At 53.3% G+C, this 24180-nt stretch carries 23 protein-coding genes; 15 read left to right on the top strand and 8 right to left on the bottom strand.

From position 1 onward, the window contains the following. Nucleotides 1–25 precede the first annotated feature (25 nt). The 13 genes from msrP (at nt 26) to ACI2J2_RS17805 (ending at nt 15388) form a co-directional block, all read left to right on the top strand. Nucleotides 26–1027 carry a protein-methionine-sulfoxide reductase catalytic subunit MsrP gene (msrP, locus tag ACI2J2_RS17745; RefSeq protein ID WP_209637070.1) on the top strand — a complete coding sequence of 334 codons (1002 nt, stop codon included), beginning with the start codon at nt 26–28 and terminating at the stop codon, nt 1025–1027. After that, nucleotides 1028–1627, top strand: coding sequence for a protein-methionine-sulfoxide reductase heme-binding subunit MsrQ (gene msrQ, locus ACI2J2_RS17750; RefSeq protein ID WP_209637068.1), 600 nt, complete (start codon nt 1028–1030; stop codon nt 1625–1627). It abuts the gene before it with no gap. Nucleotides 1628–1868: 241 nt separating this feature from the next. Next, nucleotides 1869–2321 (top strand): type II 3-dehydroquinate dehydratase, encoded by a 453-nt coding sequence (gene aroQ / locus ACI2J2_RS17755; RefSeq protein WP_265555877.1) that lies wholly within the window; start codon nt 1869–1871, stop codon nt 2319–2321. Between the two features lie 32 nt (nt 2322–2353). Further along, nucleotides 2354–2818, top strand: coding sequence for an acetyl-CoA carboxylase biotin carboxyl carrier protein (gene accB, locus ACI2J2_RS17760; RefSeq protein WP_404760533.1), 465 nt, complete (start codon nt 2354–2356; stop codon nt 2816–2818). A gap of 10 nt (nt 2819–2828) precedes the next feature. Beyond that, nucleotides 2829–4178 carry an acetyl-CoA carboxylase biotin carboxylase subunit gene (gene accC, locus ACI2J2_RS17765; RefSeq protein WP_037416206.1) on the top strand — a complete coding sequence of 450 codons (1350 nt, stop codon included), beginning with the start codon at nt 2829–2831 and terminating at the stop codon, nt 4176–4178. A gap of 154 nt (nt 4179–4332) precedes the next feature. After that, nucleotides 4333–4575, top strand: a complete 243-nt coding sequence (locus tag ACI2J2_RS17770) for a YhdT family protein (protein WP_209637623.1) — start codon at nt 4333–4335, stop codon at nt 4573–4575. Continuing rightward, nucleotides 4565–6010: a sodium/pantothenate symporter gene (gene panF / locus ACI2J2_RS17775; protein ID WP_209637064.1), complete on the top strand. Its 1446-nt coding sequence runs from the start codon at nt 4565–4567 to the stop codon at nt 6008–6010. Before ACI2J2_RS17770 ends, panF begins: the two co-directional genes overlap by 11 nt. An 11-nt stretch (nt 6011–6021) precedes the next feature. Continuing rightward, the gene (prmA, locus tag ACI2J2_RS17780; RefSeq protein WP_209637062.1) at nt 6022–6903 is read left to right on the top strand and encodes a 50S ribosomal protein L11 methyltransferase; all 882 of its coding nucleotides are present in this window, start codon (nt 6022–6024) and stop codon (nt 6901–6903) included. Between the two features lie 453 nt (nt 6904–7356). After that, nucleotides 7357–8322 (top strand): tRNA dihydrouridine synthase DusB, encoded by a 966-nt coding sequence (dusB, locus tag ACI2J2_RS17785; protein WP_037416196.1) that lies wholly within the window; start codon nt 7357–7359, stop codon nt 8320–8322. Nucleotides 8323–8343: 21 nt separating this feature from the next. After that, a complete protein-coding gene (gene fis, locus ACI2J2_RS17790; RefSeq protein WP_000462905.1) occupies nt 8344–8640 on the top strand; it encodes a DNA-binding transcriptional regulator Fis in 297 nt (98 codons plus the stop codon). Between the two features lie 355 nt (nt 8641–8995). Beyond that, a complete protein-coding gene (gene lpxP, locus ACI2J2_RS17795; RefSeq protein WP_209637060.1) occupies nt 8996–9916 on the top strand; it encodes a kdo(2)-lipid IV(A) palmitoleoyltransferase in 921 nt (306 codons plus the stop codon). Nucleotides 9917–10041: 125 nt separating this feature from the next. Then, the gene (locus tag ACI2J2_RS17800) at nt 10042–10737 is read left to right on the top strand and encodes a CTP synthase (RefSeq protein WP_209637621.1); all 696 of its coding nucleotides are present in this window, start codon (nt 10042–10044) and stop codon (nt 10735–10737) included. 706 nt (nt 10738–11443) lie between these two features. Continuing rightward, a complete protein-coding gene (locus tag ACI2J2_RS17805; protein ID WP_404760534.1) occupies nt 11444–15388 on the top strand; it encodes an amino acid adenylation domain-containing protein in 3945 nt (1314 codons plus the stop codon). A 39-nt stretch (nt 15389–15427) separates the two neighbouring features. Here the strand turns inward: ACI2J2_RS17805 and ACI2J2_RS17810 are convergent, their stop codons facing one another. Continuing rightward, a complete protein-coding gene (locus ACI2J2_RS17810; protein ID WP_404760535.1) occupies nt 15428–16117 on the bottom strand; it encodes an LrgB family protein in 690 nt (229 codons plus the stop codon). Then, the gene (locus ACI2J2_RS17815) at nt 16110–16532 is read right to left on the bottom strand and encodes a CidA/LrgA family protein (RefSeq protein WP_404760536.1); all 423 of its coding nucleotides are present in this window, start codon (nt 16530–16532) and stop codon (nt 16110–16112) included. The genes ACI2J2_RS17810 and ACI2J2_RS17815 overlap by 8 nt, the downstream gene beginning before the upstream one ends. 138 nt (nt 16533–16670) lie before the next feature. On the opposite strand from ACI2J2_RS17815, the gene ACI2J2_RS17820 reads away from it, so the two are divergent. After that, entirely contained in the window at nt 16671–17558 is an 888-nt protein-coding gene (locus ACI2J2_RS17820; protein WP_265556951.1) for a LysR family transcriptional regulator, read from the top strand. A 29-nt stretch (nt 17559–17587) separates the two neighbouring features. Here the strand turns inward: ACI2J2_RS17820 and ACI2J2_RS17825 are convergent, their stop codons facing one another. The 5 genes from ACI2J2_RS17825 to ACI2J2_RS17845 all read right to left on the bottom strand — a co-directional run bounded on the left by ACI2J2_RS17825 (nt 17588) and on the right by ACI2J2_RS17845 (nt 22692). After that, nucleotides 17588–19237, bottom strand: coding sequence for a Na+/H+ antiporter (locus ACI2J2_RS17825; RefSeq protein ID WP_404760537.1), 1650 nt, complete (start codon nt 19235–19237; stop codon nt 17588–17590). 180 nt (nt 19238–19417) lie between these two features. Then, nucleotides 19418–20779, bottom strand: a complete 1362-nt coding sequence (locus tag ACI2J2_RS17830; protein ID WP_209637047.1) for an NCS2 family permease — start codon at nt 20777–20779, stop codon at nt 19418–19420. A 349-nt stretch (nt 20780–21128) separates the two neighbouring features. Further along, on the bottom strand, nt 21129–21536 hold the full coding sequence (locus ACI2J2_RS17835; protein ID WP_209637045.1) for a VOC family protein: 408 nt from the start codon (nt 21534–21536) through the stop codon (nt 21129–21131). Between the two features lie 47 nt (nt 21537–21583). Then, nucleotides 21584–22252, bottom strand: coding sequence for a glutathione S-transferase family protein (locus tag ACI2J2_RS17840; protein WP_265556950.1), 669 nt, complete (start codon nt 22250–22252; stop codon nt 21584–21586). After that, nucleotides 22249–22692: a lipocalin-like domain-containing protein gene (locus ACI2J2_RS17845; RefSeq protein ID WP_209637041.1), complete on the bottom strand. Its 444-nt coding sequence runs from the start codon at nt 22690–22692 to the stop codon at nt 22249–22251. The genes ACI2J2_RS17840 and ACI2J2_RS17845 overlap by 4 nt, the downstream gene beginning before the upstream one ends. Nucleotides 22693–22903: 211 nt before the next feature. Here ACI2J2_RS17845 and ACI2J2_RS17850 point away from each other — a divergent pair, with 211 nt between their 5' ends. Next, nucleotides 22904–23164 carry a YdgH/BhsA/McbA-like domain containing protein gene (locus ACI2J2_RS17850; protein ID WP_209637039.1) on the top strand — a complete coding sequence of 87 codons (261 nt, stop codon included), beginning with the start codon at nt 22904–22906 and terminating at the stop codon, nt 23162–23164. A gap of 56 nt (nt 23165–23220) precedes the next feature. On the opposite strand, the gene ACI2J2_RS17855 is transcribed toward ACI2J2_RS17850, so the two are convergent. Continuing rightward, complete coding sequence (locus ACI2J2_RS17855; RefSeq protein ID WP_404760538.1) at nt 23221–24138, bottom strand: LysR family transcriptional regulator; 918 nt, start codon at nt 24136–24138, stop codon at nt 23221–23223. Nucleotides 24139–24180 lie beyond the last annotated feature (42 nt).

Consider the following 24180-nt stretch of genomic DNA (forward strand, 5'->3'; position numbering starts at 1 on the left):
TATCCTAAGACGCGGAGAAAATGTCATGAGTAAACAACGAAAATTGACCGAGGCCGATGTCACACCCGAGAGCGTGTTTCATCAGCGCCGCAAAGTGTTGCAGGCATTAGGCATCACCGCCGCTTCACTGGCGTTGCCCACCCCTGCACGGGCTGATTTGCTGTCATGGTTCAAAGGCCACGATCGGCCCAAGGCACCACCGGGCAAACCGCTGACGTTCACCAAGCCTGCGGCCTGGCAATCCCAGCTGGCACTGACGCCGGAAGACAAAGTTTCCGGCTACAACAATTTCTACGAGTTCGGTCTCGATAAGGCCGATCCGGCCGCCAACGCAGGCGGACTGAAGACCGAAGGCTGGAAAGTGCGCATCGACGGCGAAGTGGCTAAGCCCATCACGCTCGACATCGACGATTTAATGAAGCGTTTTCCATTGGAACAGCGTATCTACCGTATGCGCTGCGTGGAAGCCTGGTCGATGGTCGTGCCCTGGATTGGCTTTGAGTTGGGGAAGCTGATCACGCTCGCAGAGCCAAACAGCAATGCACGTTATGTCGCCTTCCAAACGCTGTACGACCCGGAGCAGATGCCGGGCCAGAAAGACCGGTTTATCGGCGGTGGCCTGAAGTATCCCTATGTAGAAGGCTTGCGTCTTGATGAGGCGATGAATCCACTGGCATTGCTGACTGTCGGTGTGTACGGCAAGACACTACCGCCGCAAAACGGTGCGCCACTGCGGCTTATTACCCCGTGGAAATACGGTTTTAAAGGTATTAAGTCGATTGTGCACATCCGTCTGGTACGCGATCAACCGCCGACGACCTGGAATGAGTCTGCGCCAAATGAATACGGTTTCTACGCCAATGTGAATCCGCATGTCGATCACCCGCGCTGGTCTCAGGCCACCGAGCGATTTATCGGCTCCGGCGGTATTTTGGACGTTAAACGCCAGCCGACGCTCCTGTTTAATGGCTATGCCGAACAGGTCGCATCGTTGTATCGCGGTCTCGACCTGCGGGAGAATTTCTAAGTGCGTTTGACCCCAACTCACATCACATGGATCAAGGTCGGCATTTATCTGGCGGCATTTCTACCTTTCCTCTGGCTGGTGCTGTCGGTAGACCAAGGTTGGTTCAGCGCCGATCCTGCCAAAGATATTCAGCATTTTACCGGCAGAATGACGCTAAAATTGCTGCTGGCAACCTTGGCTATCGCTCCGTTGGCACGCTACGCTCGCCAACCCTTGCTGATACGCTGCCGTCGTTTGGTCGGGCTGTGGTGTTTTGCCTGGGGCACACTGCATCTGATAAGCTATTCGACGCTTGAACTGGGGTTAAGCAATATCGGCCTGCTGGGGCGCGAACTTGTCACCCGTCCGTATTTGACACTCGGCATTATCAGTTGGTTGATCCTACTGGCGCTGGCCGCGACCTCAACGCTGTGGGCTATGCGCAAACTGGGCGCCAAATGGCAGACATTGCATAATTTGGTGTATCTGGTCGCGATCCTGGCTCCGATTCACTACCTGTGGTCGGTAAAAACCTTCTCGCCACAGCCCTTTATTTACGCCCTGCTGGCGGTGTTATTACTGGCACTGCGATACAAGAAATTCCGCAATTGGTGGCGTTAACAGGCGGAACTTTTCTGTGTTCTACCCCTCATAATGCGATAACGCCACCGTCAGTTTGCTGATTTAGGGTTGAATATCTTCGCTGATACGACCAGTATTTAGCTGCGAATTGCTACGATATCGTTATAATGCCCGACCTTGTTCCTGTTCTCAGGGTGAATTTTCCCCTTAACAGGTGACAAATCGGTGACGTCGGGTTATTTTCTACGATGATGGTTTTATTGCCGGAGATACCAGCACAATGGCGGATAAGTTTCACATTTTGCTTCTGAACGGCCCCAATCTGAATCTGCTGGGGACGCGTGAGCCGGAGAAGTACGGCAGCACGACGTTAACAGAGATTGTTAACGGATTGGAAAACCAGGCATCCACACTGGATATTACCCTGAGCCATCTGCAGTCTAACGCCGAACATGCGCTGATCGACCGCATACATGAAGCGCGCGGCAACACAGATTTTATTCTGATTAACCCTGCCGCGTTCACGCATACCAGCGTGGCGCTGCGTGATGCATTGCTGGCGGTGCAGATCCCGTTTATCGAGATCCACTTGTCCAACGTGCACGCCCGAGAACCTTTCCGCCATCACTCTTACCTCTCCGATATTGCGGTGGGTGTGATTTGCGGCCTCGGCGCGGATGGCTACACATTTGCTTTACAGGCAGCGGTTAACCGTCTGTCGAAAACCCACTAATTGCTACGCAAAAAGAGTACGGAATCACACTCATGGATATTCGTAAAATCAAGAAACTGATCGAACTGGTTGAAGAATCAGGCATTTCTGAACTGGAAATCTCTGAAGGCGAAGAGTCAGTTCGCATCAGCCGCGCCGCACCGGCGCAGGCTTACCCAATGATGCCACAGGCATACGCAATGCCGGCACAGCCGCAGCCAGCACTGGCTACTGCCGTTGCCAGCGCACCAACCGAAACGCCTGCAGCACCAGCGGCCATGAGTGGCCACGTCGTCCGTTCCCCAATGGTGGGTACTTTCTACCGCACGCCAAGCCCGGATGCGAAAGCCTTCATCGAAGTCGGCCAGAAAGTGAACGCCGGCGACACGCTGTGCATCGTTGAAGCGATGAAAATGATGAACCAGATCGAAGCGGACAAATCCGGCGTAGTGAAAGCTATTCTGGTAGAGAACGGCCAACCGGTAGAATTTGACGAGCCACTGGTCGTCATCGAATAACGAGGCGAACATGCTTGATAAAATTGTTATCGCCAACCGTGGCGAGATCGCACTTCGTATCCTGCGTGCTTGTAAAGAGTTGGGCATCAAAACTGTTGCCGTACACTCCACAGCCGATCGCGATCTGAAACACGTACTGCTGGCTGACGAGACTGTATGTATCGGTCCTGCGCCATCAGTTAAAAGCTATCTGAATATCCCGGCTATCATCTCTGCGGCAGAAATCACCGGCGCAGTGGCGATCCACCCAGGGTATGGCTTTTTGTCTGAAAACGCCGACTTCGCCGAGCAAATCGAGCGTTCTGGCTTTATCTTCATTGGCCCGAAAGCCGAAACTATCCGCCTGATGGGCGACAAGGTTTCTGCTATCAACGCCATGAAGAAAGCCGGTGTACCTTGTGTGCCTGGCTCCGATGGCCCGCTGACCGACGACATGGACAAAAACCGTGCCTTCGCTAAGCGCATCGGCTATCCGGTCATCATCAAGGCATCCGGCGGCGGCGGCGGCCGCGGCATGCGCGTTGTGCGCAGCGACAAAGACCTCGAGCAATCCATCACCATGACCAAAGCGGAAGCCAAAGCGGCTTTCAATAACGACATGGTTTACATGGAAAAATACCTGGAAAACCCACGCCATATCGAAATTCAGATTTTGGCAGACGGTCAGGGTAATGCCATCTATCTGGCCGAGCGCGACTGCTCCATGCAGCGTCGCCACCAGAAAGTGGTTGAAGAGGCTCCGGCACCGGGCATCACCAGCGAAATGCGTCGTTATATCGGCGAGCGTTGTTCGAAGGCCTGTGTGGAAATCGGTTACCGCGGCGCGGGTACTTTCGAGTTCCTGTATGAAAACGGCGAGTTCTATTTCATCGAAATGAACACCCGTATTCAGGTTGAACACCCGGTTACTGAAATGATCACCGGTGTGGATCTGATCAAAGAGCAGCTGCGTATCGCTGCCGGTCAGCCACTGTCGATCAAACAGGACGAAGTGAAGGTTCACGGCCACGCGGTGGAATGCCGTATCAACGCCGAAGACCCGAACACCTTCCTGCCAAGCCCAGGCAAGATCACCCGTTTCCATGCACCAGGTGGTTTCGGCGTGCGTTGGGAATCTCATATTTACGCCGGTTATACCGTACCGCCGTACTATGATTCCATGATCGGCAAACTGATCACGTTCGGTGAAAACCGTGACGTGGCGATTGCCCGCATGAAGAACGCCCTGGCTGAGCTGATCATCGATGGCATCAAAACCAACGTTGAGCTGCAGCAAAAGATCATGAGCGACGAAAACTTCCAGCACGGTGGCACTAACATCCACTATCTGGAGAAGAAGCTGGGTCTGCAGGAAACCTAAGGCAGGCTATTCGCATCGCCTGACAGAAGGCCGGTTAATTGCCGGCCTTTTTCTTTTTTACTCCGGGCGAGGTAACGGCTTGGCAAAATCCGGCCTTGCCGTAGAATTCCCTACCTTTGATAAATCCATCACCGTAAACCTATGGGAGACACTGGTGGAAACTCGCTTTATTCAAGCTCACCGCGAGGCGCGCTGGGCCCTCGGCCTGACGCTGCTTTATCTGTTGGCCTGGTCGCTGGCCGCCTATCTGCCGGACAGCGAATCCGGTATTACCGGCCTGCCACACTGGTTCGAAATGGCCTGCCTGCTGGTGCCGTTGTTGTTTATCGGCCTGTGCTGGCTGATGGTCCGCGGCCTATTCCGCGATATCTCGCTGGAGGACGGTGATGCAAACTGAAGTCATTCTGCCGCTGGTCGCCTATCTGGCGCTGGTGTTCGGGCTGTCAGTTTATGCCTACAGCCGACGCCAAACGGGCAATTTCCTCAGTGAGTACTTCCTTGGCAGCCGCTCAATGGGTGGCTTTGTGCTGGCCATGACGCTGACGGCGACCTATATCAGCGCCAGTTCGTTTATCGGTGGCCCTGGTGCTGCCTATAAATATGGATTGGGCTGGGTGCTACTGGCGATGATCCAACTACCGGCCGTATGGTTATCACTCGGTGTGCTTGGCAAGAAGTTTGCCATTCTGGCGCGGCGCTACAACGCAATCACCCTCAACGACATGCTATACGGCCGTTACCAAAGCCGACTGCTGGTCTGGCTGGCCAGCCTGAGCCTCTTGGTGGCGTTCCTGGGTGCCATGACGGTGCAGTTTATTGGCGGCGCACGTTTGCTGGAAACCGCTGCCGGTATCCCTTACGACACCGGCCTGCTGATCTTTGGCCTCAGCATCGCGCTATACACCGCCTTCGGCGGTTTCCGCGCCAGCGTGCTAAACGACGCCATGCAAGGATTGGTGATGTTGATCGGCACCGTGCTGTTGCTGGTTGCGGTGATCCACGCCGCGGGTGGCCTGCACAGCGCCGTAGATAAACTGCAACAAATTGATCCTGCACTGGTGTCACCGCAAGGCGGTGAACAGATCCTTAGCCTGCCGTTTATGGCCTCGTTCTGGATCCTGGTGTGCTTTGGTGTGATTGGCCTGCCGCATACTGCGGTGCGCTGCATTTCGTATAAAGACAGCAAAGCGGTACACCGCGGCATCATCCTCGGTACCATGGTGGTGGCGGTGCTGATGTTCGGCATGCACCTGGCCGGTGCGCTGGGCCGTGCAGTGCTGCCGGATCTGAAAATCCCGGATCAGGTAATCCCTACGCTGATGATCACCGTGTTGCCGCCGTATGCTGCCGGTATCTTCCTGGCCGCGCCGATGGCGGCAATCATGTCGACCATTAACGCTCAACTGCTGCAATCTTCCGCCACTATTATTAAAGATCTCTATCTTGGCGTGCGTCCTCAGCAAATGCAGAACGAGCGTTTGATCAAGCGCTTCTCCAGCCTGACCACGCTGGTGCTTGGCCTGCTGGTGCTGCTGGCGGCCTGGCGGCCACCGGAAATGATCATCTGGCTGAATCTGCTGGCGTTTGGCGGCCTGGAGGCCGTCTTCCTGTGGCCGCTGGTATTGGGCCTGTACTGGGAACGCGCTAACGCGCAGGGCGCCCTTAGCTCAATGGTGACAGGTGCGGTATGCTATACGCTATTGGCCAGCTTCAAGCTGCAGTTGGCGGGGCTCCATCCTATCGTGCCTTCACTGCTGCTGGGCTTGCTGGCGTTTTATATCGGTAACGTCGTCGGCGAAAAACGCCGAGTGGCGTCATCATTACCCTCTTAAAGAGAATTGTTATGCCTTGGATCCAACTCAAACTGAATACTACCGGCAGCCAGGCAGAAGACCTGAGCGATGCACTGGTTGAAAGCGGTGCGGTATCGGTGACCTTTCAGGACACCCACGACAACCCGGTGTTCGAACCGCTGCCAGGCGAGACCTTGCTGTGGGGCGATACCGATGTGATCGGGCTGTACGATGCTGAAACCGACATGACCGACGTGGTGGCAATGCTGGAACAGCATCCATTGCTGGGTGCCGGCTTCCGCCACAAGATCGAACAACTGGAAGACAAGGACTGGGAACGTGAGTGGATGGATAACTTCCACCCAATGCGCTTCGGCGAGCGTCTGTGGATTTGCCCAAGCTGGCGTGATGTGCCCGATCCTAACGCGGTCAACGTGATGCTGGACCCAGGTCTGGCGTTCGGTACCGGCACCCACCCAACCACCGCGCTGTGTCTGCAATGGCTGGACGGCCTCGATCTGGCCGGTAAAACCATCATCGACTTCGGCTGTGGTTCAGGCATCCTGGCGATTGCTGCCCTGAAGCTCGGTGCAGCACGCGCTATCGGCATCGATATCGATCCCCAAGCCATTCAGGCCAGTCGTGATAACGCACAGCGTAACGGCGTTTCAGAGCGTCTGGAGCTGTATCTGCCAAAAGACCAACCTGCAGACTTGCTGGCTGACGTGGTCGTCGCAAACATCCTGGCTGGCCCATTACGCGAGTTGGCGCCGCTGATCGGTTGCCTGCCAAAGTCGGGCGGCTATCTGGGGCTGTCAGGCGTATTGGCCACGCAGGCAAGCAGCGTGGCGCAAGCCTATGAAGACAAATTCACTCTCGATCCGGTCGCGGAACGTGAAGAATGGTGTCGTATCACGGGCCAGCGTAAGTAATCAGAAAGAGTACTCTGATAAAAAACCACCGGTAACTTAGAGCGTTACGGTGGTTTTTTTATTCTGTCTTATCACGCAATGGCGATGTCCTTATGCGCCAGTGTCACCTGAAACGACAGACTCTTCGCCAGAATGTCCCCCCAGCAATCTCAGCATAATTAGGTCAATTCTCAACGGAATCGCCTGATAGATGCCGTATATTGCGGCCTATCTCTGGCTGAATCGAGACTCATTACAGATAAAATTCTGTTGTATGGGGAATATTTTGCCGCATACAAATTAAGCACTTTTCGTCAACTCATTGTTAAATATATATAATATTTTTATGAATCCTGACAAAGCGCATTTTGATTGCCGAATAACGGCCAATTGGTCAAAGTTTGGCCTTTCATCTCAACGCAAAAATGCGTAATATACGCGCCCTTGCGGACACAGTATGGTTACTCTTTGTCTATGCGCATTGGACACCACCAGCTTACAAATTGCCTGATTGCGGCCCCGATGGCCGGCATTACAGATCGCCCATTTAGAACCCTATGTCATGCAATGGGTGCTGGGATGGCTGTATCCGAAATGCTCTCCTCCAATCCGGAGGTGTGGCGGACGGATAAGTCGCGTCTGCGTATGGTACATAGCGATGAACCCGGGATCCGTTCCGTGCAGATTGCCGGATGCGACCCAGATGATATGGCTGCCGCTGCACGTATTAACGTGGCCAGCGGTGCGCAGATCATCGACATCAATATGGGATGCCCGGCCAAAAAAGTGAACCGGAAGCTTGCAGGGTCTGCATTGCTGCAGTACCCGGATCTGGTTAAACAGATCCTCCACGCAGTGGTTAATGCTGTGGATGTGCCGGTTACGCTTAAGATTCGCACCGGCTGGGCGCCAGAACACCGTAACTGTGTAGAGATTGCCCAACTGGCCGAAGATTGTGGTATACAAGCCCTGACTATTCATGGCCGAACCCGTGCCTGCCTGTTCAACGGCAACGCGGAGTACGACAGCATTCGGGCAGTTAAGCAGAGTGTTTCCATTCCGATTATCGCGAATGGAGACATTACTGACCCGCATAAAGCCAGAGCAGTGCTCGACTACACTGGGGCTGATGCCCTGATGATAGGCCGCGCTGCTCAGGGGAGACCCTGGATCTTCCGGGAAATCCAGCATTATCTGGACACTGGGGAACTGCTGCCCCCTCTGCCGCTTGGCGAGGTTAAGCGTTTGTTGATAGGGCATATTCGGGAATTGCACGGCTTTTATGGCCAAGGCAAGGGATTCCGAATTGCTCGTAAGCACGTATCCTGGTATCTCCAGGAGCACGCCCCGAATGACCAGTTTCGGCGCACATTCAACGCCATAGAGGATGCCAGCGAACAGCTGGAGGCGTTGGAGGCATATTTCGAAAATCTTGCGTAACAAAAAAGAGCTGACAGAACTATGTTCGAACAACGCGTAAATTCTGACGTACTGACCGTTTCTACCGTGAACTCACAGGATCAAGTGACTCAAAAGCCTCTGCGTGACTCGGTTAAACAAGCACTGAAGAACTATTTTGCTCAACTGAATGGTCAAGACGTTAATGACCTGTATGAGCTGGTATTGGCTGAAGTTGAACAGCCACTGTTGGACATGGTGATGCAATACACCCGTGGCAACCAGACCCGTGCCGCCCTGATGATGGGCATCAACCGTGGTACGCTGCGTAAGAAATTGAAAAAATACGGCATGAACTGATACTAGTCAGTTAGCATGTTGAAAAGGCGCAACCTCGCAAGAGGCGGCGCCTTTTTCTTATTCGGCGTTATATCAATCGTCTGTCAATACGAATGAGAATATTCGTATGCCACTCTACCTTTAGAGCTCGTATTCTGTGATAGAATACACATTCCTAGAGCCGCCTTCGCTGGCCTACAGCCATCCTTCCGAAGCCTGATAGCAGCGCGAACCGCCCTTCGAGTGTAAAGATTTAGTCAATTATGGAATCTGGCTAAACGATAGTGATGTCTGGGTGTCTGAGTGGTTGTATCGCAAGTGAGTGGATCCTTATGCGTTACAGGTTGCTGCCCCCTTAATGCATAAATGAGTTTATATGAAGCGTCCGCAAAAATTCAAATTGGCCTTGCTGCACCCGCGCTACTGGTTTACCTGGTTCGGTTTGGCTTGCCTGTTCCTGCTGGTTCAACTCCCCTACCCACTGCTGCATAAACTGGGTGTGTGGATGGGGCGCACCTCGATGCGGTTCCTTAAACGTCGGGTTTCCATTACCCGCCGTAACCTGGAACTGTGTTTCCCAGACATGGAAGAAGCGCAACGCGAGCGCAAAGTGGTCGGCAACTTCGAATCCCTCGGTATGGGCCTGCTGGAAACGGGCATGGCTTGGTTCTGGTCAGATAAACGCGTCAAACGCTGGTTCAACGTTTCCGGTATTAATCACCTGAAAATCGCACAGCAGAATCAGCGTGGCGTTCTCGTCATTGGCGTGCACTTTATGTCACTGGAGCTAGGCGGCCGTGCCATGGGGCTCTGCCAGCCAATGATGGCAATGTACCGCCCACACAACAATAAAGCGATGGAGTGGGCGCAAACCAAAGGCCGCATGCGTTCCAATAAAGCCATGCTCGATCGCAAAGATCTGCGCGGCATGGTTCAGGCTCTCAAACGCGGCGAAGCCGTGTGGTTCGCTCCGGACCAAGATTACGGCCCACGTGGCAGCGTGTTCGCTCCGCTGTTTGCTGTCGATCAAGCCGCCACCACCAGCGGTACCTTTATGCTGGCACGCATGGCCAAACCCGCGCTGGTGCCGGTCGTCTTGATTCGCCGTGAGAAAGGCCGGGGTTATGATTTATTGATCCAACCGGCACTGGAGAATTACCCTATTGGCGATGAGATCGCCGCAGCGGCATACATGAATAAAGTGGTGGAGCAAGAGATTATGCGCGCACCAGAACAGTATATGTGGCTGCACCGCCGCTTCAAAACCCGTCCAGCCGGTGCCCCGTCGCTCTACTGAGCCAACACTCGATTTCCCAAGCCCGGCAAACGCCGGGCTTTTTTGTGCGCAGCGTTTGAAAACCTGAAGATTGACACTCAGCTTTACTGTAATCTCCTTTTTTACCCGCACAGGAAAAGGAAATGATGAAAGCTCAAGTTCGCATTGCTCTAGTCGGTGATTACCTGCCTCAGGCTGTCTCTCACCAAGCCATCCCGATTGCTCTTCAACTCACTGCTGCACACCTTGACGTCGATATTCAATCCCGCTGGCTACCTACAGAGACCATTACCGATACCTCAGTGCTGCAAGATTTTGATGCAATCTGGGTAGTGCCTGGTAGCCCATATAATCATGATGACGGCGCCTTCATGGCAATCCGCTATGCGCGTGAGCAAAACATCCCCTTCCTGGGCTCCTGTGGCGGATTCCAGTATGCCATTGTGGAATACGCCCGTAACGTCATGGGTTGGCACGATGCTGGCCATGCAGAAACTGACAGTGGCGGTCGATTGGTCATCGCGCCTCTGAGCTGTTCGTTGGTCGAAAAGAGCGGCACTATTATTTTCCAACCGGGTACGCTGGCTGCCCGCACTTATGGCAAGCTTGAAACGCACGAAGGCTATCACTGCAATTTTGGTGTTAATCCCGAGTTTGTCGCCGATTTACAGCAACATCCTCTCATTATCAGCGGCCACGACAGCGAAGGTGATGTGCGATCGGTAGAGCTGCCAGGGCACCGCTTTTACGCTGCCACTTTGTTCCAGTCCGAACGGGCCGCATTACGTAACGAACTGTCCCCGCTGGTCGTGGCATTGATCAAAACCGCAGCCAACGTTTAATCAACAAAGATTGAGATATCAGGGGCCATGCCATCATGGCCCCATTAATAATGGCACTTTCTCAGACCAGCAGTAAATTGACTTATTATAAAAACATATTGTTCATTCCAATTTAATTTAATTGTCATTTTTATGCCCCCCGTTAAATGCACAGACATGAAAAACTCATCAATAATTAAATAAGTGGATAAAACTCTTATTTATTACCAAATAATATATCATTAGCAACTCTGATGCTTAAAGTGATTGGAAGATCTATCGACGACATCCTGGCAGTGTTCAAATAGGTAACCTGGTACGCACGTTCACTTTTCACTGCCGAAAAACTCGAGATAAAATCGACATCAGCCATCGATACATTGCAGAATAAACCTCCCCCACCGCCAATGCTTAAGTGAAAATAAAACAATTAAAAACAACCAATTAAACAAAATAACGCAAGCTAGCCATCATTTCAAATCGGCATTATCCAGTTAAAAAACAATTTTTAATTCCCATTAATAACATGACTAATTATTAATAACGGAATAAGAAATATGTAAACAATTAAATGAATTATATGTGCATACTTAATTATTTATTCAGACAATTAAAAATGTTTAATGTAAAATTGGGCGGATTTAATATCACCTCTTATAATGTTCGAGTACTTACCGACTACGCATCTATTTAAGTCGATTCTTTCCTGTATTTTGGAGGTGGTTCCGTGTCCGCTTATTCTCTCACGACGGTACAACAGGCCGTATGGTTAGATCAGACCTTAAACCCTGATATTCCACTGTATAATGTAGGGTGCCTCTGGCGCGTGGATAAAGAGATTTCTTTCCCACTGTTTAAAGAAGCTATCCAGTATATTCAACAGCAGCATGACGCGTTACAAACCGCGCTGAAGGAAACACCACAAGGCGTCATTCAACGCCCACTCAGTCAAAAATCCATTGAACTTCACTACAACGATTTTTCGCACCAGGAAGATGCAGCCAGTCAGGCCCAGAACCATCTGCGAGAAATATTTATCCAACCTTATCAACTCTATGAAGACCTGCTATGGCGTTGTCATTTGACCAAAATAGATGATTCAACAACGCTATGGTTATTGGCGTCTCATCACCTGATTGCGGATGGCACGTCGATCTCGTTATTAAGCCGAATGATTATGGATCGGTATAAGCAGCTAAAACTGGGGCAGAAGAGTGAAATAAGCCACTCACGCTACAGCGATTTCGTGGTTAGCGATCTTGCCTACCTTCAGTCATCACGCTATCAGCGCGATCGGGATTGGTGGCTCGAACGCTTTGCAGCAGCCCCGCCATCCGTATTGGAACGTCGCCCCAATTACACCGAGCAACAAACCTATCCCAGCAGCCAAATCATCAAGCGTTTACCGCGAGAACGCTTCTTGCAGTTGGAGCGCTATGCCGCTCATCACGGTGGCTCGGCAATGCACTTCATGGTGGCTCTGCTTGCCAGTTGGTTCGCGCGCATTTGGCAGGTCGATAATGTCACCATCGGTGTGCCGGTGCATAACCGCAGCACCAGCGATCATAAACAGACGCTGGGCATGTTCTCCTCCATGATCCCGCTTAATATCAACGTGGACGTGCAAGAGCCCTTTTCCCATCTGTTACAGCATATTGGCAGCGAGCTGCGTAAATGCTACCGCCATCAGCGGTTTCCTATCGCCGAACTTAACCGCCAACTGAATTTGCACCAACAGGGAAGACGCCAGCTATTTGACATCAGCTTTTCGTTGGAAGTCTTCCCGACAGACATTGAGCTGGAGGGGAGTCAGTTTAAAGTTGAGAACATGCATCATGGCTATGAACAATTGCCATTGGGCATCTACCTACGTCACTACCACCCAGGCGATGATCCTGTACTGGAGTTTAATCTCAATCAGGCTTGGTTTAGTCATGAAGACGGTGAGCGCATTGCCAATCGCGTCGTGCAAATACTCGATACCTTGTTAGACGGCGATGCTAATCTGCCCTTGGGGCAACTGCCGCTGTTACTGCCTGCTGAACAGCAGCATATTTTTCACGAATGGAATAATACGCAGCAATCCTGGGCCATGCCGCAGGGTATTCACCAATTTCTAGAACAACAGGTATTACGTACACCAAACGCGCCTGCGCTGAGCTATGAGCAGCAGCAGATAAGCTATTTGCAGTTGAACCAGCAGGCAAACCAGTTGGCCAGTTTTCTACGCCAGCAAGGGACGCAGCCTGATGACCGCATCGCCGTTTGCGTCAATCGCAGCCCTGAAATGGTGACAGCGCTGTATGCCATTTTGAAGTCTGGCGCAGCTTATGTCCCTATTGATCCCGATTATCCGCAAGACCGTTTGCGTCATATGCTGCAGGATTGCGGTGCAAAATACATCCTGATCGACCCGGCGGGCGAACAGGCATTGAATCCCATCTGCGATGTCGCTATTCCACGGCTGCACCTGCAACATGATAGCCATCTGTGGCAACAAGAACCCAAGGACAATCTTGCACCGCCAGGGTCTGAGCCACAGCGCAGCCTGGCGTATGTGATCTATACCTCAGGTTCGACCGGGAAACCCAAGGGCGTCATGAATGAACACCGCGGAGTTATCAACCGCCTGCTCTGGATGCAGCACGCCTATCCGCTGACGCACGACGATGTGGTATTGCAAAAAACACCGTTCAGTTTTGACGTCTCCGTCTGGGAGTTCTTCTGGCCGCTCATGGTCGGCGCACAGTTAGCCATTGCCAAACCTGGCGGCCATCAAGACCCCGACTACCTCAGTAGCTGTATCGCACAACACCGCGTAACCACACTGCATTTTGTCCCCTCAATGCTGCAATTGTTTCTGCGTCACGGCGAAATGGCGCAGTGTGATTCCTTGCGCCGTATCATGTGCAGTGGCGAGGCATTGCCACTTGCCACCGTGCACCGCTGCCTGCAACAGTTACCCCAGGCGGAATTGCACAATCTCTACGGACCAACGGAAGCCGCCGTGGATGTATCCAGCTGGCAATGCCACCCCAATGACGAACGGGCATTGGTGCCTATTGGCAAACCGATCGCCAACACGCAACTCCATATTCTGGATGCTCAGTTACAACCCCTTCCGCCTGGTGTTGCTGGCGAATTACATATCGGGGGTATTCAGGTTGCACGCGGTTACCTGAATCGGCCAGAGCTAAACGCCGAACGTTTTATTGCCGATCCTTTCAGCGCTGATCCTCAGGCTCGTCTGTATAAGACGGGTGACCTTGCCCGCTGGTTGCCGGATGGCAACATTGAATACCTGGGCAGAAATGACTTTCAGGTCAAGATCCATGGGGTGCGCATTGAACTGGGTGAAATAGAGCAGCAACTACGCCAATGCGAAGGCGTTGAGGACGCCGCAATACTGGCGAGAGAAGATGGGCATGGAGGAAAACGTCTGGTGGCTTATGTCGTCGCTTCGGATGAGGGCTCGCACTCAGCACAATGGCGCCTTCAGTTACAGCAACACTTGCCCGATTACATGGTGCCTTCCACCTTTGTCAGGCTCAAGGCTCTGCCACTGTCACCCAACGGTAAGTTAGATCGCAAAGCCTTGCCGGCCCCCGCACCGCTCACACAGGTTTCGTTGCAATATGAAGCCCCTAAAACCGCATTAGAACAACAGCTTGCCGCATTGTGGTCGGAATTGCTCGGCGTCACGCAGATTGGTCTGGACGATGATTTCTTTGAACTCGGTGGCCATTCGCTGCATGCCATTCAACTTCTGGTCAAACTGAAGCGCTGTGGGTATCCGGTGGTGATAAAAACCCTGTTTGCTCACCCAACGTTGCGCGCGCAAGCTCGCGCATTGACGGCAGAAACAGTCTCTGATACCACCGCCCCGATTTCTGCTGCGCCTCTGCAGCAGCTGCTTGCGCGGCTAAATCAAACCAACTTTAACTTTAAACAGGTGATGCGCCTTAATCGGACCATTGCCGCCGACGATATCTGGATGGTTCATCCTGCGGTAACCGGGTGCGATATTTACCATGATTTGGCGATCTCGCTCGAGGGGGCTTTCAACGTCTTGGGGATCAACAATCACAATTTGTTTATCCACCCGCATATCACCTCATTGCACGAATTGGCATCCCATTACCTTGGCCATATGAAGCTGTCACCTACCCGCCCCGTGCGCCTATTAGGGTGGTCACTTGGGGGGCTGATTGCTCTGGAAATGGCCGCGCAGCTTGAAAGCCGAGGCTTCCGTGACATCCAGGTATTTTTGCTGGATACCTTCTATCAAACGGCCTTCCAGATCCGCAGCGAGCCAGGGTTGCTGGCGGCTATGCTGGCCATGCTGGGCATTGAGGGTGACGCTGCCGCCAGAGCATTGCGTGCGGAGCCGACCGAGCTATCCCTGAATAAGGAGACGCTCAGCGCCCCCTTACAGCACGCACGCATCACGCTTTTCAAGGCAACGGAAGACGTGAACTTGAGTATGACCGACCAGGGAGATGGGCAGGAACTTTTGGCGATTGCGGACAACGGACTGTCTTCGATTAGTCACCATTTGCACATACAGCCACTGGCCTGTAACCATCATTCCATTATTTTCAGCCATGACGAAATCGGCCGCGTGTTACGTGAGTCCACACGCTCTCCCGCTATACCGACCGACATTCGTTGAACCTAACCAACAGCCTGCGGCGCATCTTGCGCCGCAGGTTTACCACATCCATTGTCCAATCAAGGGGGCGGCAATAACCGTAATAATCCCCGCTAACATCATCACCAGACTGGATACAACCCCCTCTTCTTGCCCCATTTCATACGCCTTTGCCGTGCCTGCACCGTGCGAGGATGCTCCTAACCCAGCCCCCTTCGCAAGGCGACTGCGCACCGCCAGCCGCAAAAACAGGATGTCGCCCACCGCCATGCCAAACACCCCGGTGATCACAACAAACAGGGCTACCAGATCCGGTTGCCCCCCCATTTGCTTGGCAGCCTCCAGCGCAAACGGCGTGGTGATCGAACGCACAGCCAGACTGCGCTGAACCTCTTCCGGCAGCGTCAACAAACGCGCAAGCCATACCGAGCTGTAAACCGCAACCAACACCGCCGTCAGTACCCCAGCACTGAGCGACAACCAGTGACGGCGGATAATATGCACGTTCTCGTACACCGGTACCGCAAAGGCGATAGTGGCGGGGCCTAATAACCACAGCAGCCAGTGCGTTTCGCCAATGTAATCCTGATATGAGGTATGGGTCACCACCAGCAACAACACCAGGATCATTGGCGTCAGGACCAGCGGCATCAACAACAGAGTACGGCGGCGGCGATAAAGCCTTTTATTGGCGAAATACAATACCAATGTCGCCAAAAAACAGAGAACACTGAGGATAAAATCATTCATCGTGCTGCTTCCGGCGACGTAACCAAATCTCCAGACGGTAGACACGATCAACCACCAATCCGGTCGCCCCCAGCGTCAACATGGTGCTGATCGCAATCACCAAAAAAATCTTCCAGCCTTCCACCATCAATAATTGGGCATAGTTGACTACGGCGACCACTGCCGGTACGAAGAACAGCAGCATCTCAGCCAGCAACCAGCGAGAACCAGCCTTAACCCAGTTCAACGGCAAAATGCGCAGCAGGATCAACGCCAACATCATCAACATGCCGACAATATTGGCAGGCAGCGGCAGATGAAACTGTTGCACGAGCCGATCGGCGATCAGAAATAGCCCCGAATACAACGCAACCTGGATCGGCACCTGTAGTCGATTCAATACGCTGGGGGCAGCATGGCGTAACGCCAGTAACATGGAAACCAACCTCAAACAAAAATTCACGGTTTACAGTATACGCAGCCAGGAAACCTGGCCTGAAATGAATTAAAATCATTAATATCATGCCATCAGGGAATAGTTTCCCGCCGGTATTGCCCCTGAGGAGAACCCAACGTGGATGTCCGCACTCTGCGCTACTTCGTGGAAGTCGTGCGCCAGCAAAGCTTTACCCGCGCAGCGGAAAAGCTGTTCGTCACACAACCAACCATCAGCAAAATGCTACGTAATCTGGAAGAGGAACTGGAGTGCACGTTGCTGATCCGTGAGGGGCGTAAACTGCATCTGACCGACAGCGGCCAGGCGGTATACCAGCGTGGGCTGGCAATCCTCGATGAATTTCGCCAGTTGGAGGCGGAGCTGGAAGACATCAGCTCCGTCAAAAAAGGCGTGCTGAGACTGGGTATCCCGCCGATGGTTGGTCGGCAGATCGCCGATTTGATCCGCCAGTTCCGCCAAACCTATCCCGGCATTGAGCTGAAAATTTCCGAGTTGGGTGGGTTATCGGTTGAGCAAGCCGTGATGTCGGGCGAGCTGGATTTGGCAATGACCATATTGCCGGTTGATACGGAACAGCCGCTGACGTTCTTGCCGCTCCTCGACCATCCGATGTGTGTCGTCACACCGCGCACCCCACACTGGCTTAATCGCACCAGTATTAATATCACCGAATTGGCCGAATGGCCGATCCTGATTTATAACGAAGACTTTTCACTGTACAAAATGTTGATGAAGGCTTTCCGTCAGGCGGGTTTTGAGCCACAAATTGCCGTGCGCAGCGGGCAGTGGGATTTCTTGGCTTCAATGGTTCAGGCCGGAGTCGGTATCGCCACCTTACCGGAGCCGGTTTGTCAGTGGCTGGATAAGGAAAACCTGATCTGGCTGCCCCTGGAGCCGCGTATGGAATGGAAGGTAGGATTGATCTGGCGTCAAGGCAATTACCTGTCGCACAGCGCCCAGGCGTGGATCGCCTGCTGCCGCGACTACTGGCCACCCACCAAGTAAAAAGGGCCGCTTCCGCGGCCCGTTGGCGATTACCCTTCGCGCTCGATCAACAGCGCTTCCAGCAGGTCGAGATCGTGCAGCAGTTTTTGCAGCGTCTCATTGCTGATTTTCTGCGTGGCACGCAGATGATACAACTCACCCCGCTCCGCACGCAGCGCCGTCAGGCGGAAGCGTCGTTCGAGGTTTTCCAGCATCAGCGCATTTTCGATATCGTCTTTGGTGGTGATACGCCGCCGCAGCGTTCCCACCACGCGCGAGCTAATCTCTTTCAACACCTGAGGATCAATGTTTTCTTCGGTATCAACGGCCAACCGTTCTTCCATTTTGTTGATACTTTCGATCGCCACTTCAGCCGCCATAGCAATCGCCATCCGTTCTTCACTCTTGCTGACGCTCTTGTCTGCCACCTGCACCCCGCGCAATAACAGCGGTAGCGCCATGACGCCGGCAATCAGCGAAAGCAAGATTACCCCGGCGGCAATAAACACAAGCTGGTAACGTGCCGGGAAGGCCGTACCATCACTCAACAGCAAGGGAATCGACAGCACACCGGCTAACGTAATCGCCCCACGCACTCCGGCGAAGGATGCAACCCAGAGTTCACGGGTACTGAAATCACCAAACTGCAACGGCCGTTTTTTCATAAAGCGGCGGCTGGCGTTTTTCATCAACCATAGCCAGGTGAAACGCAGCACCAGCAACGCGGTGTAGATAATGGCCACATCGGCAAACAGGTACCAGGTCTGAATGGTCGGATCCAGCTCTGCCTGCAAGATAGAGGTTTCCAGGATCCCCGGCAGTTGCAGGCCCAACATGATGAAGACCATGCCGTTAAACACAAACTCCAGCATCGCCCAAACGCTGTTGGCCCGCAGGCGCATCGCCAGCGGGGCGTTGCGGATCACGCCAGACTGGCTGATGGTCATCCCCGCAGCAACGGCGGCCAAGATGCCAGAAACGCCGATGTGTTCGGCAATCAAATACGAGGCGAAGGGTAATAACAGCAGGAACACGATTTGCGTCGCCGGGTCATCCCCACTCCAGCGGCTCATCACACGCAACGATTTACTGTAGAGCCAAGTGACGGCGACCCCAGCCAATAGGCCGCCAATCGCCACTTTGAGGAATTCGAGCGTCGCGCCCCCGACGGTAAACACCATGGTCCCCATCGCCACTGCAATCGCAAATTTGAGTGACACCAGGCCGGACGCATCATTCATCAGCGCCTCGCCTTCCAGCACGCCCATGATCGGCTTCGGTATCCGCCCTTTACCAACAATACCGGACAGCGCCACGGCATCGGTGGGTGACAATACGGCAGCCAGCGCAAACGCCGCCACCAGCGGGATACCCGGTACCATGGCGTAAATCAGGTAACCGACACCAACCACAGTAATCAACACCAGCACCAGCGCCAGGCCCAGGATTTCGCGTCCGTGGTGCAGGAATTCTCGCGTGGGGGTTTTCCAACCATCAGCAAACAGCAAGGGTGGAATAAACAATACCAGGAACAATTCAGGGTCGAAATCGACGTGTAACCCGAAATGCGGCCAGGCCAGCAGGGCCCCGATACCGATTTGCATTAACGGCAGTGGTACCTGGAACGGCAACATGCGCGTCACCACCCCTGACAGGGAGACCACCAAAATTAAAATGAGGATTGTAAAAAAGATTTCCATGCTTTCCTTAGACTCTAGGGTTCAGACTGCATCTCTGAGTATGCCCCGATAGTAGATCACTTTTTTTACAGCGGTTAAAGCTTGTTGTGCCTTTCAAATTGCAGCACAGACAGAAGGAGACTTATCTGAAGCGGAGATAAAACATCCCCCGCCGAATCGACGGGGGAAACGACAATACGATTAAATCGCCCAGCCACCGGCATAGAATGCCACCAGGGCCACCGCGATCACGACAGTGCCAATATTCAGTCGGCGCCATTCGCCCGAGAAAATACGACCGATGACCAATGCGCTAAAGCCCAACATGATGCCGGTAACGATGTTACAGGTCAGTACGATAAATACCGCACACAGAAGGCCTGACATGGCATCAACAAAGTCGTTGAAGTCCAGTTTGGTCACGTTGCTCAACATCAGCAGGCCGACATACATCAGCGCAGGTGCGGTAGCATAAATCGGTACCAGATAAGACAACGGCGACAAGAACAAGATCAGCAGGAACAACAGGCCGACTACGGTCGCCGTCAGGCCGGTTTTGCCCCCCGCCGCAGTACCCGCAGCAGATTCGATATACACTGCCGCCGGGGCTGCACCTACCAAACCGGAAAAAATGCTGCTCAGGGAATCCGACGTCAATGCTTTGCCGCCGTTGATGATTTGCCCGTCTTTATCCAACAGGTTAGCCTGACCAGCCACCGCACGAATGGTCCCGGTCGCATCAAACACCGCGGTCATCACCAATGCCAACACGCTTGGCAATACCACAGGCTGCAATGCCCCCATGATATCAAGACTGAAGATCAATGATTTGCCGTTAGCATCCGTCAGGCTAGGCATCGCGAACAAGCCCTGATATTTCACCGCCGGGTCAAACAGCAGACCAATGATCGAAATGACAATGATCACCAGCAGAATGCCACCGGGCACTCGCAGCTTTTCCAAGCCAAAAATCACCGCCAGCCCGAGCAAGGTCATCACAACCGGGAAGGACGTAAATGCGCCCAGCGCCACAGGCAAACCGTCCAGCGGGTTCTTCACCACCAGGCCCACACCGTTCGCGGCGATCAACAACAGGAACAGGCCAATGCCAATTCCGGTACCATGCGCCACGCCCATCGGCAGATTACGCAGGATCCAGGCACGAATACCGGTTACCGAGATAATGGTAAAGAGTACGCCCATCAGGAATACCGCGCCCAGCGCCACTGGAATGCTGATGTGTTGCCCCAGCACCAGGCTGAAGGCGGTAAACGCGGTCAGTGAAATCGCACAACCGATAGCCATTGGCAAATTCGCCCACAGCCCCATCAGTAACGATCCAAGACCGGCGACCAAACAGGTCGCGACAAACACCGCCGTTGGCGGGAAACCCGCCTTGCCGAGCATGCTCGGTACGACGATCACCGAATAAACCATCGCCAGGAAGGTGGTTAACCCCGCCACCACTTCCTGACGTACGGTGCTGCCACGCGCAGAAATATTAAAATAACCATCAAGCCCGCCTTTTGGTTTAACGGCGTTGTTCGCTTGAGAATTCGACATGTTGCTGTCCCCTGTGTTTCATTGCCAGCCCGTTTCAAAAGGCTTGTTGTTCCGCCCACGCATGTTTATTACGGTATCGTTTCCGTCACGTTCGCGTCCTTGCCCTTTACGCATGCTGCCAACCGGCATCACATATAAGGCAAACGTTTAACTCCCATTGCGTGAAACGGGTGATTTATGGTGGTTTATTCAAGGCAAACGATTATCCAGCCTTCTACACCCTCTGATCAACCAAAGATCGCGGCAATTCATGCAAAAAGCCTGGGGAACTATCATTATCGAAAATACGGTTTTTGTCCCATAGGTAAATCCGATGGGAATGCCCCCCAAAAATGGGGGGCCGAAACAGCTACTGCGCCCGCGCTGCATTTTCATCCATGTACATCAGTTCCCAGATATGCCCGTCAAGATCCTGGAAACCATGCCCATACATAAAGCCGTAATCTTGCGGTTGGTTATAAGTATTACCGCCGGCGGCGATCGCCTTACGCACCACATCGTCTACCGCTGCCCGATTAGGCTGCGACAAACATATCAGCACCTCAGTCGCCTTCCTGGCATCGCTAACCGGATTCGGGGTGAACATTTTGAATTTTTCGTGGGTAAGCAGCATCACATAAATGCTGTCGCTGACCACCATGCAGGCGGCGGTGTCATCGGTAAACTGTTGATTAAAGCCGAAGCCCAGCTGGGTGAAAAAAGCAACAGATGCGGGCAGATCGCCCACCGGCAGGTTAACAAAAATTTGCGTAGCCATGGGCTACCTCCGATGAAGAGTGACCTCATCGAGTATAGCCCATCGTCTTAACTCAGCAGGTCATAAGGTCCCCCCTGATCCAGAGCGCGCTGATAGGCTGGACGTGAATGAATACGCTGCAGATAACCACGCAATTTCGGGCAAGCGTCCAGTGCGCCGCGCGCCGCCATCGCTTCCAGCGGGAAGCTCATCTGGATATCCGCCGCGCTGAACTCATTACCGACAAACCAGGTATTTTTGCTCAGGTGTTGTTCCAGATAGTCGCAATGCGGCGCGATCTGTTTGTCCAGGTACTCACGCTGCACGCCTTTGCCAATCGCCCCCGCGACGGGCCTGAGCAGCCAGGGTATGGGTGGCTGACCCAAGCGGCTGAACACCAATTTCATCACCAGTAATGGCATTAGCGAACCTTCGGCATAATGCAGCCAGTATCGGTACTGCTGACGGGCATGGTAATCGGTGGGAATAAACTGCCCCTGCGCATCGTAGGCTTCCTGCAGGTATTCAATAATGGCACCGGATTCCGCCAGCGTCAGATCGCCATCGACAATCACCGGCGACTTGCCCAACGGATGGATCTTCTTCAAGGCTGGCGGCGCCAACATAGTCTGTGGATCACGCTCATAGCGCTGTACCTGATAGGGCACATCCAACTCTTCCAAAAACCACAGAATACGCTGCGAACGCGAGTTGTTCAGATGGTGAACAATGATCATGAGGACGCTCCTATCCGTTGCCACACCAATTCGCCGATCTGCACGCCGTTGCCAAGCTGCAGCGGTACCGTACGCAGTTGGAGACGATCGCCGGAGAAATGATAAAAGCGCTCCTGCCGGCTACCGATCCAATTGGGGAACGAGCTGCCTTCAACCTGATGCACTACCCGCTGGTCGCTCTCATCCACCTGATAGCGACCAAAATAACAAATCATATTGATAAAGGCGGCGTGGGTTTCCTGGTCGGTGCCCTGCGCCAGATCGTCGGCGACAAAGCATGGCCGGGTAGCGCTATATAGCTGCGCCGCCATGGTGCCATTGGGCTCGTAGTTAATGCGACCCAGCACCTGCTCGCCCAGCGGGTGATTGACCCTGCCGTCCTCCCCTTTGAAGACAGAAGACACCAATGACCAGCTGCCAATAAACGCGTTGACTGACATGCCATTTACTCCTCTAAGGTTCCTGCTTACTCAAAGGGTAGTGGCGATTTTTCCGGTACGCCAGCGCAAGCCGCGCCGCTCAGAAATAAGTCAATTTATTTGATAGAGATTATCAAAACTCTCCGATTTTCTATTCAGCCGCGTCAGCCTATTATCTAACACATCGAGAGACGACAACCTCTCAACCCTAAAATACCCTGAGGAATGAATCATGAAAAACATCAAAATTTTTGCTACTGCTCTACTGCTGACTACCGCTTCTTTCGCTAGCGTTGCCGCTGACCAACTGACCAGTCAACCTGCTGCCGACGCCCAGAAAATCGGTGTCGTATCCGTTAGCGGTGCCTCTAACCTGAGTGCATTGGAAAGCGAATTGGCTAGCAAAGCTGCAGCGTCAGGCGCCAGCTCTTATCGCATCATTGCTGCCGGCGGCCAGAACAAACTTTACGGTACCGCAGAGATTTTCAACTGATCGTCAGACAGTTAACTGACGGAAGAAAGAAGCCCCGAAAGGGGCTTTTCTCGTTTCTAGCGGGCGTCAAAACGGGCGGCCAGCTTCTGCTGTCGGAATTGTTCGGTAATGTAATCGACGAACACTCGGGTTTTGGTTGGCAAGAACTTGGTGGTAGGGAAGTACAGGCACAGGCTACCGCGGTCGACATACCAACCTGGCAACACCCGCATCAAGCGGCCACTTTCCAGAAAGGGCAAGGCATTTGGCATACTGATGAGTGCAATACCCAGCCCCATTTCCGCCGCCCGGGCCGCCGCTTCTGGCTCATTCACCGTCATTTTTATTGCCATAGCCGGTACCCGTTGCTCGTTATCTGCATTTCGCAACGGCAAGTTGCGGATTCGCCCTGTTTGCGGCGAACGGATAAAAATACCCGCATGTTCCGCTAACTGCTCTGGCTGCTGAAGTCTCGGGTGCCGCTGCAGATACTCGGCAGAAGCGACCAGTACGCCGTGTGCGGGCGCCAGTTCACGGGCGATCATCCCCTGTGGCAGCTCGATGCCCCCGCCCATTGCCACATCGAAATGCTCACCGATCAGGTCCACCTGACGATTATCAAAATGCCAGTCTGGAACAATCGACGGATAACGGGCGAGAAAGTCCGGCAACATTGGCAGCACAAAATGCAGACCAAAGGCGGTGCCCATACTGACCTTCAACGTCCCAACGGCGACCCCACCACTGCTGCTCACCCCTTTCAATGCACATTGGATCGACAGTAAACCGCTGCGAACGTCCTGCAAAAAACGCTCACCCTCTTCGGTCAGGGTCAATTTGCGTGTATTACGCTGAAACAGCCGCACGCCCACCAGCGTTTCCAGTTTGGTAACGTTCTTCCCCACCGCGGCAGAGCTGATACCCAGCTTGCGGCCAGCAGCGGAAAAACTGCCACTCTCTGCACTGCTGACAAAACATTCCAGATGACCAAGCATGGTTTTCCCGCTGATTTCAAACCTATGGTTTACTCTGATTAT

This window comes from Serratia sp. NPDC087055, assembly GCF_044900985.1.
Taxonomy (GTDB): domain Bacteria; phylum Pseudomonadota; class Gammaproteobacteria; order Enterobacterales; family Enterobacteriaceae; genus Serratia.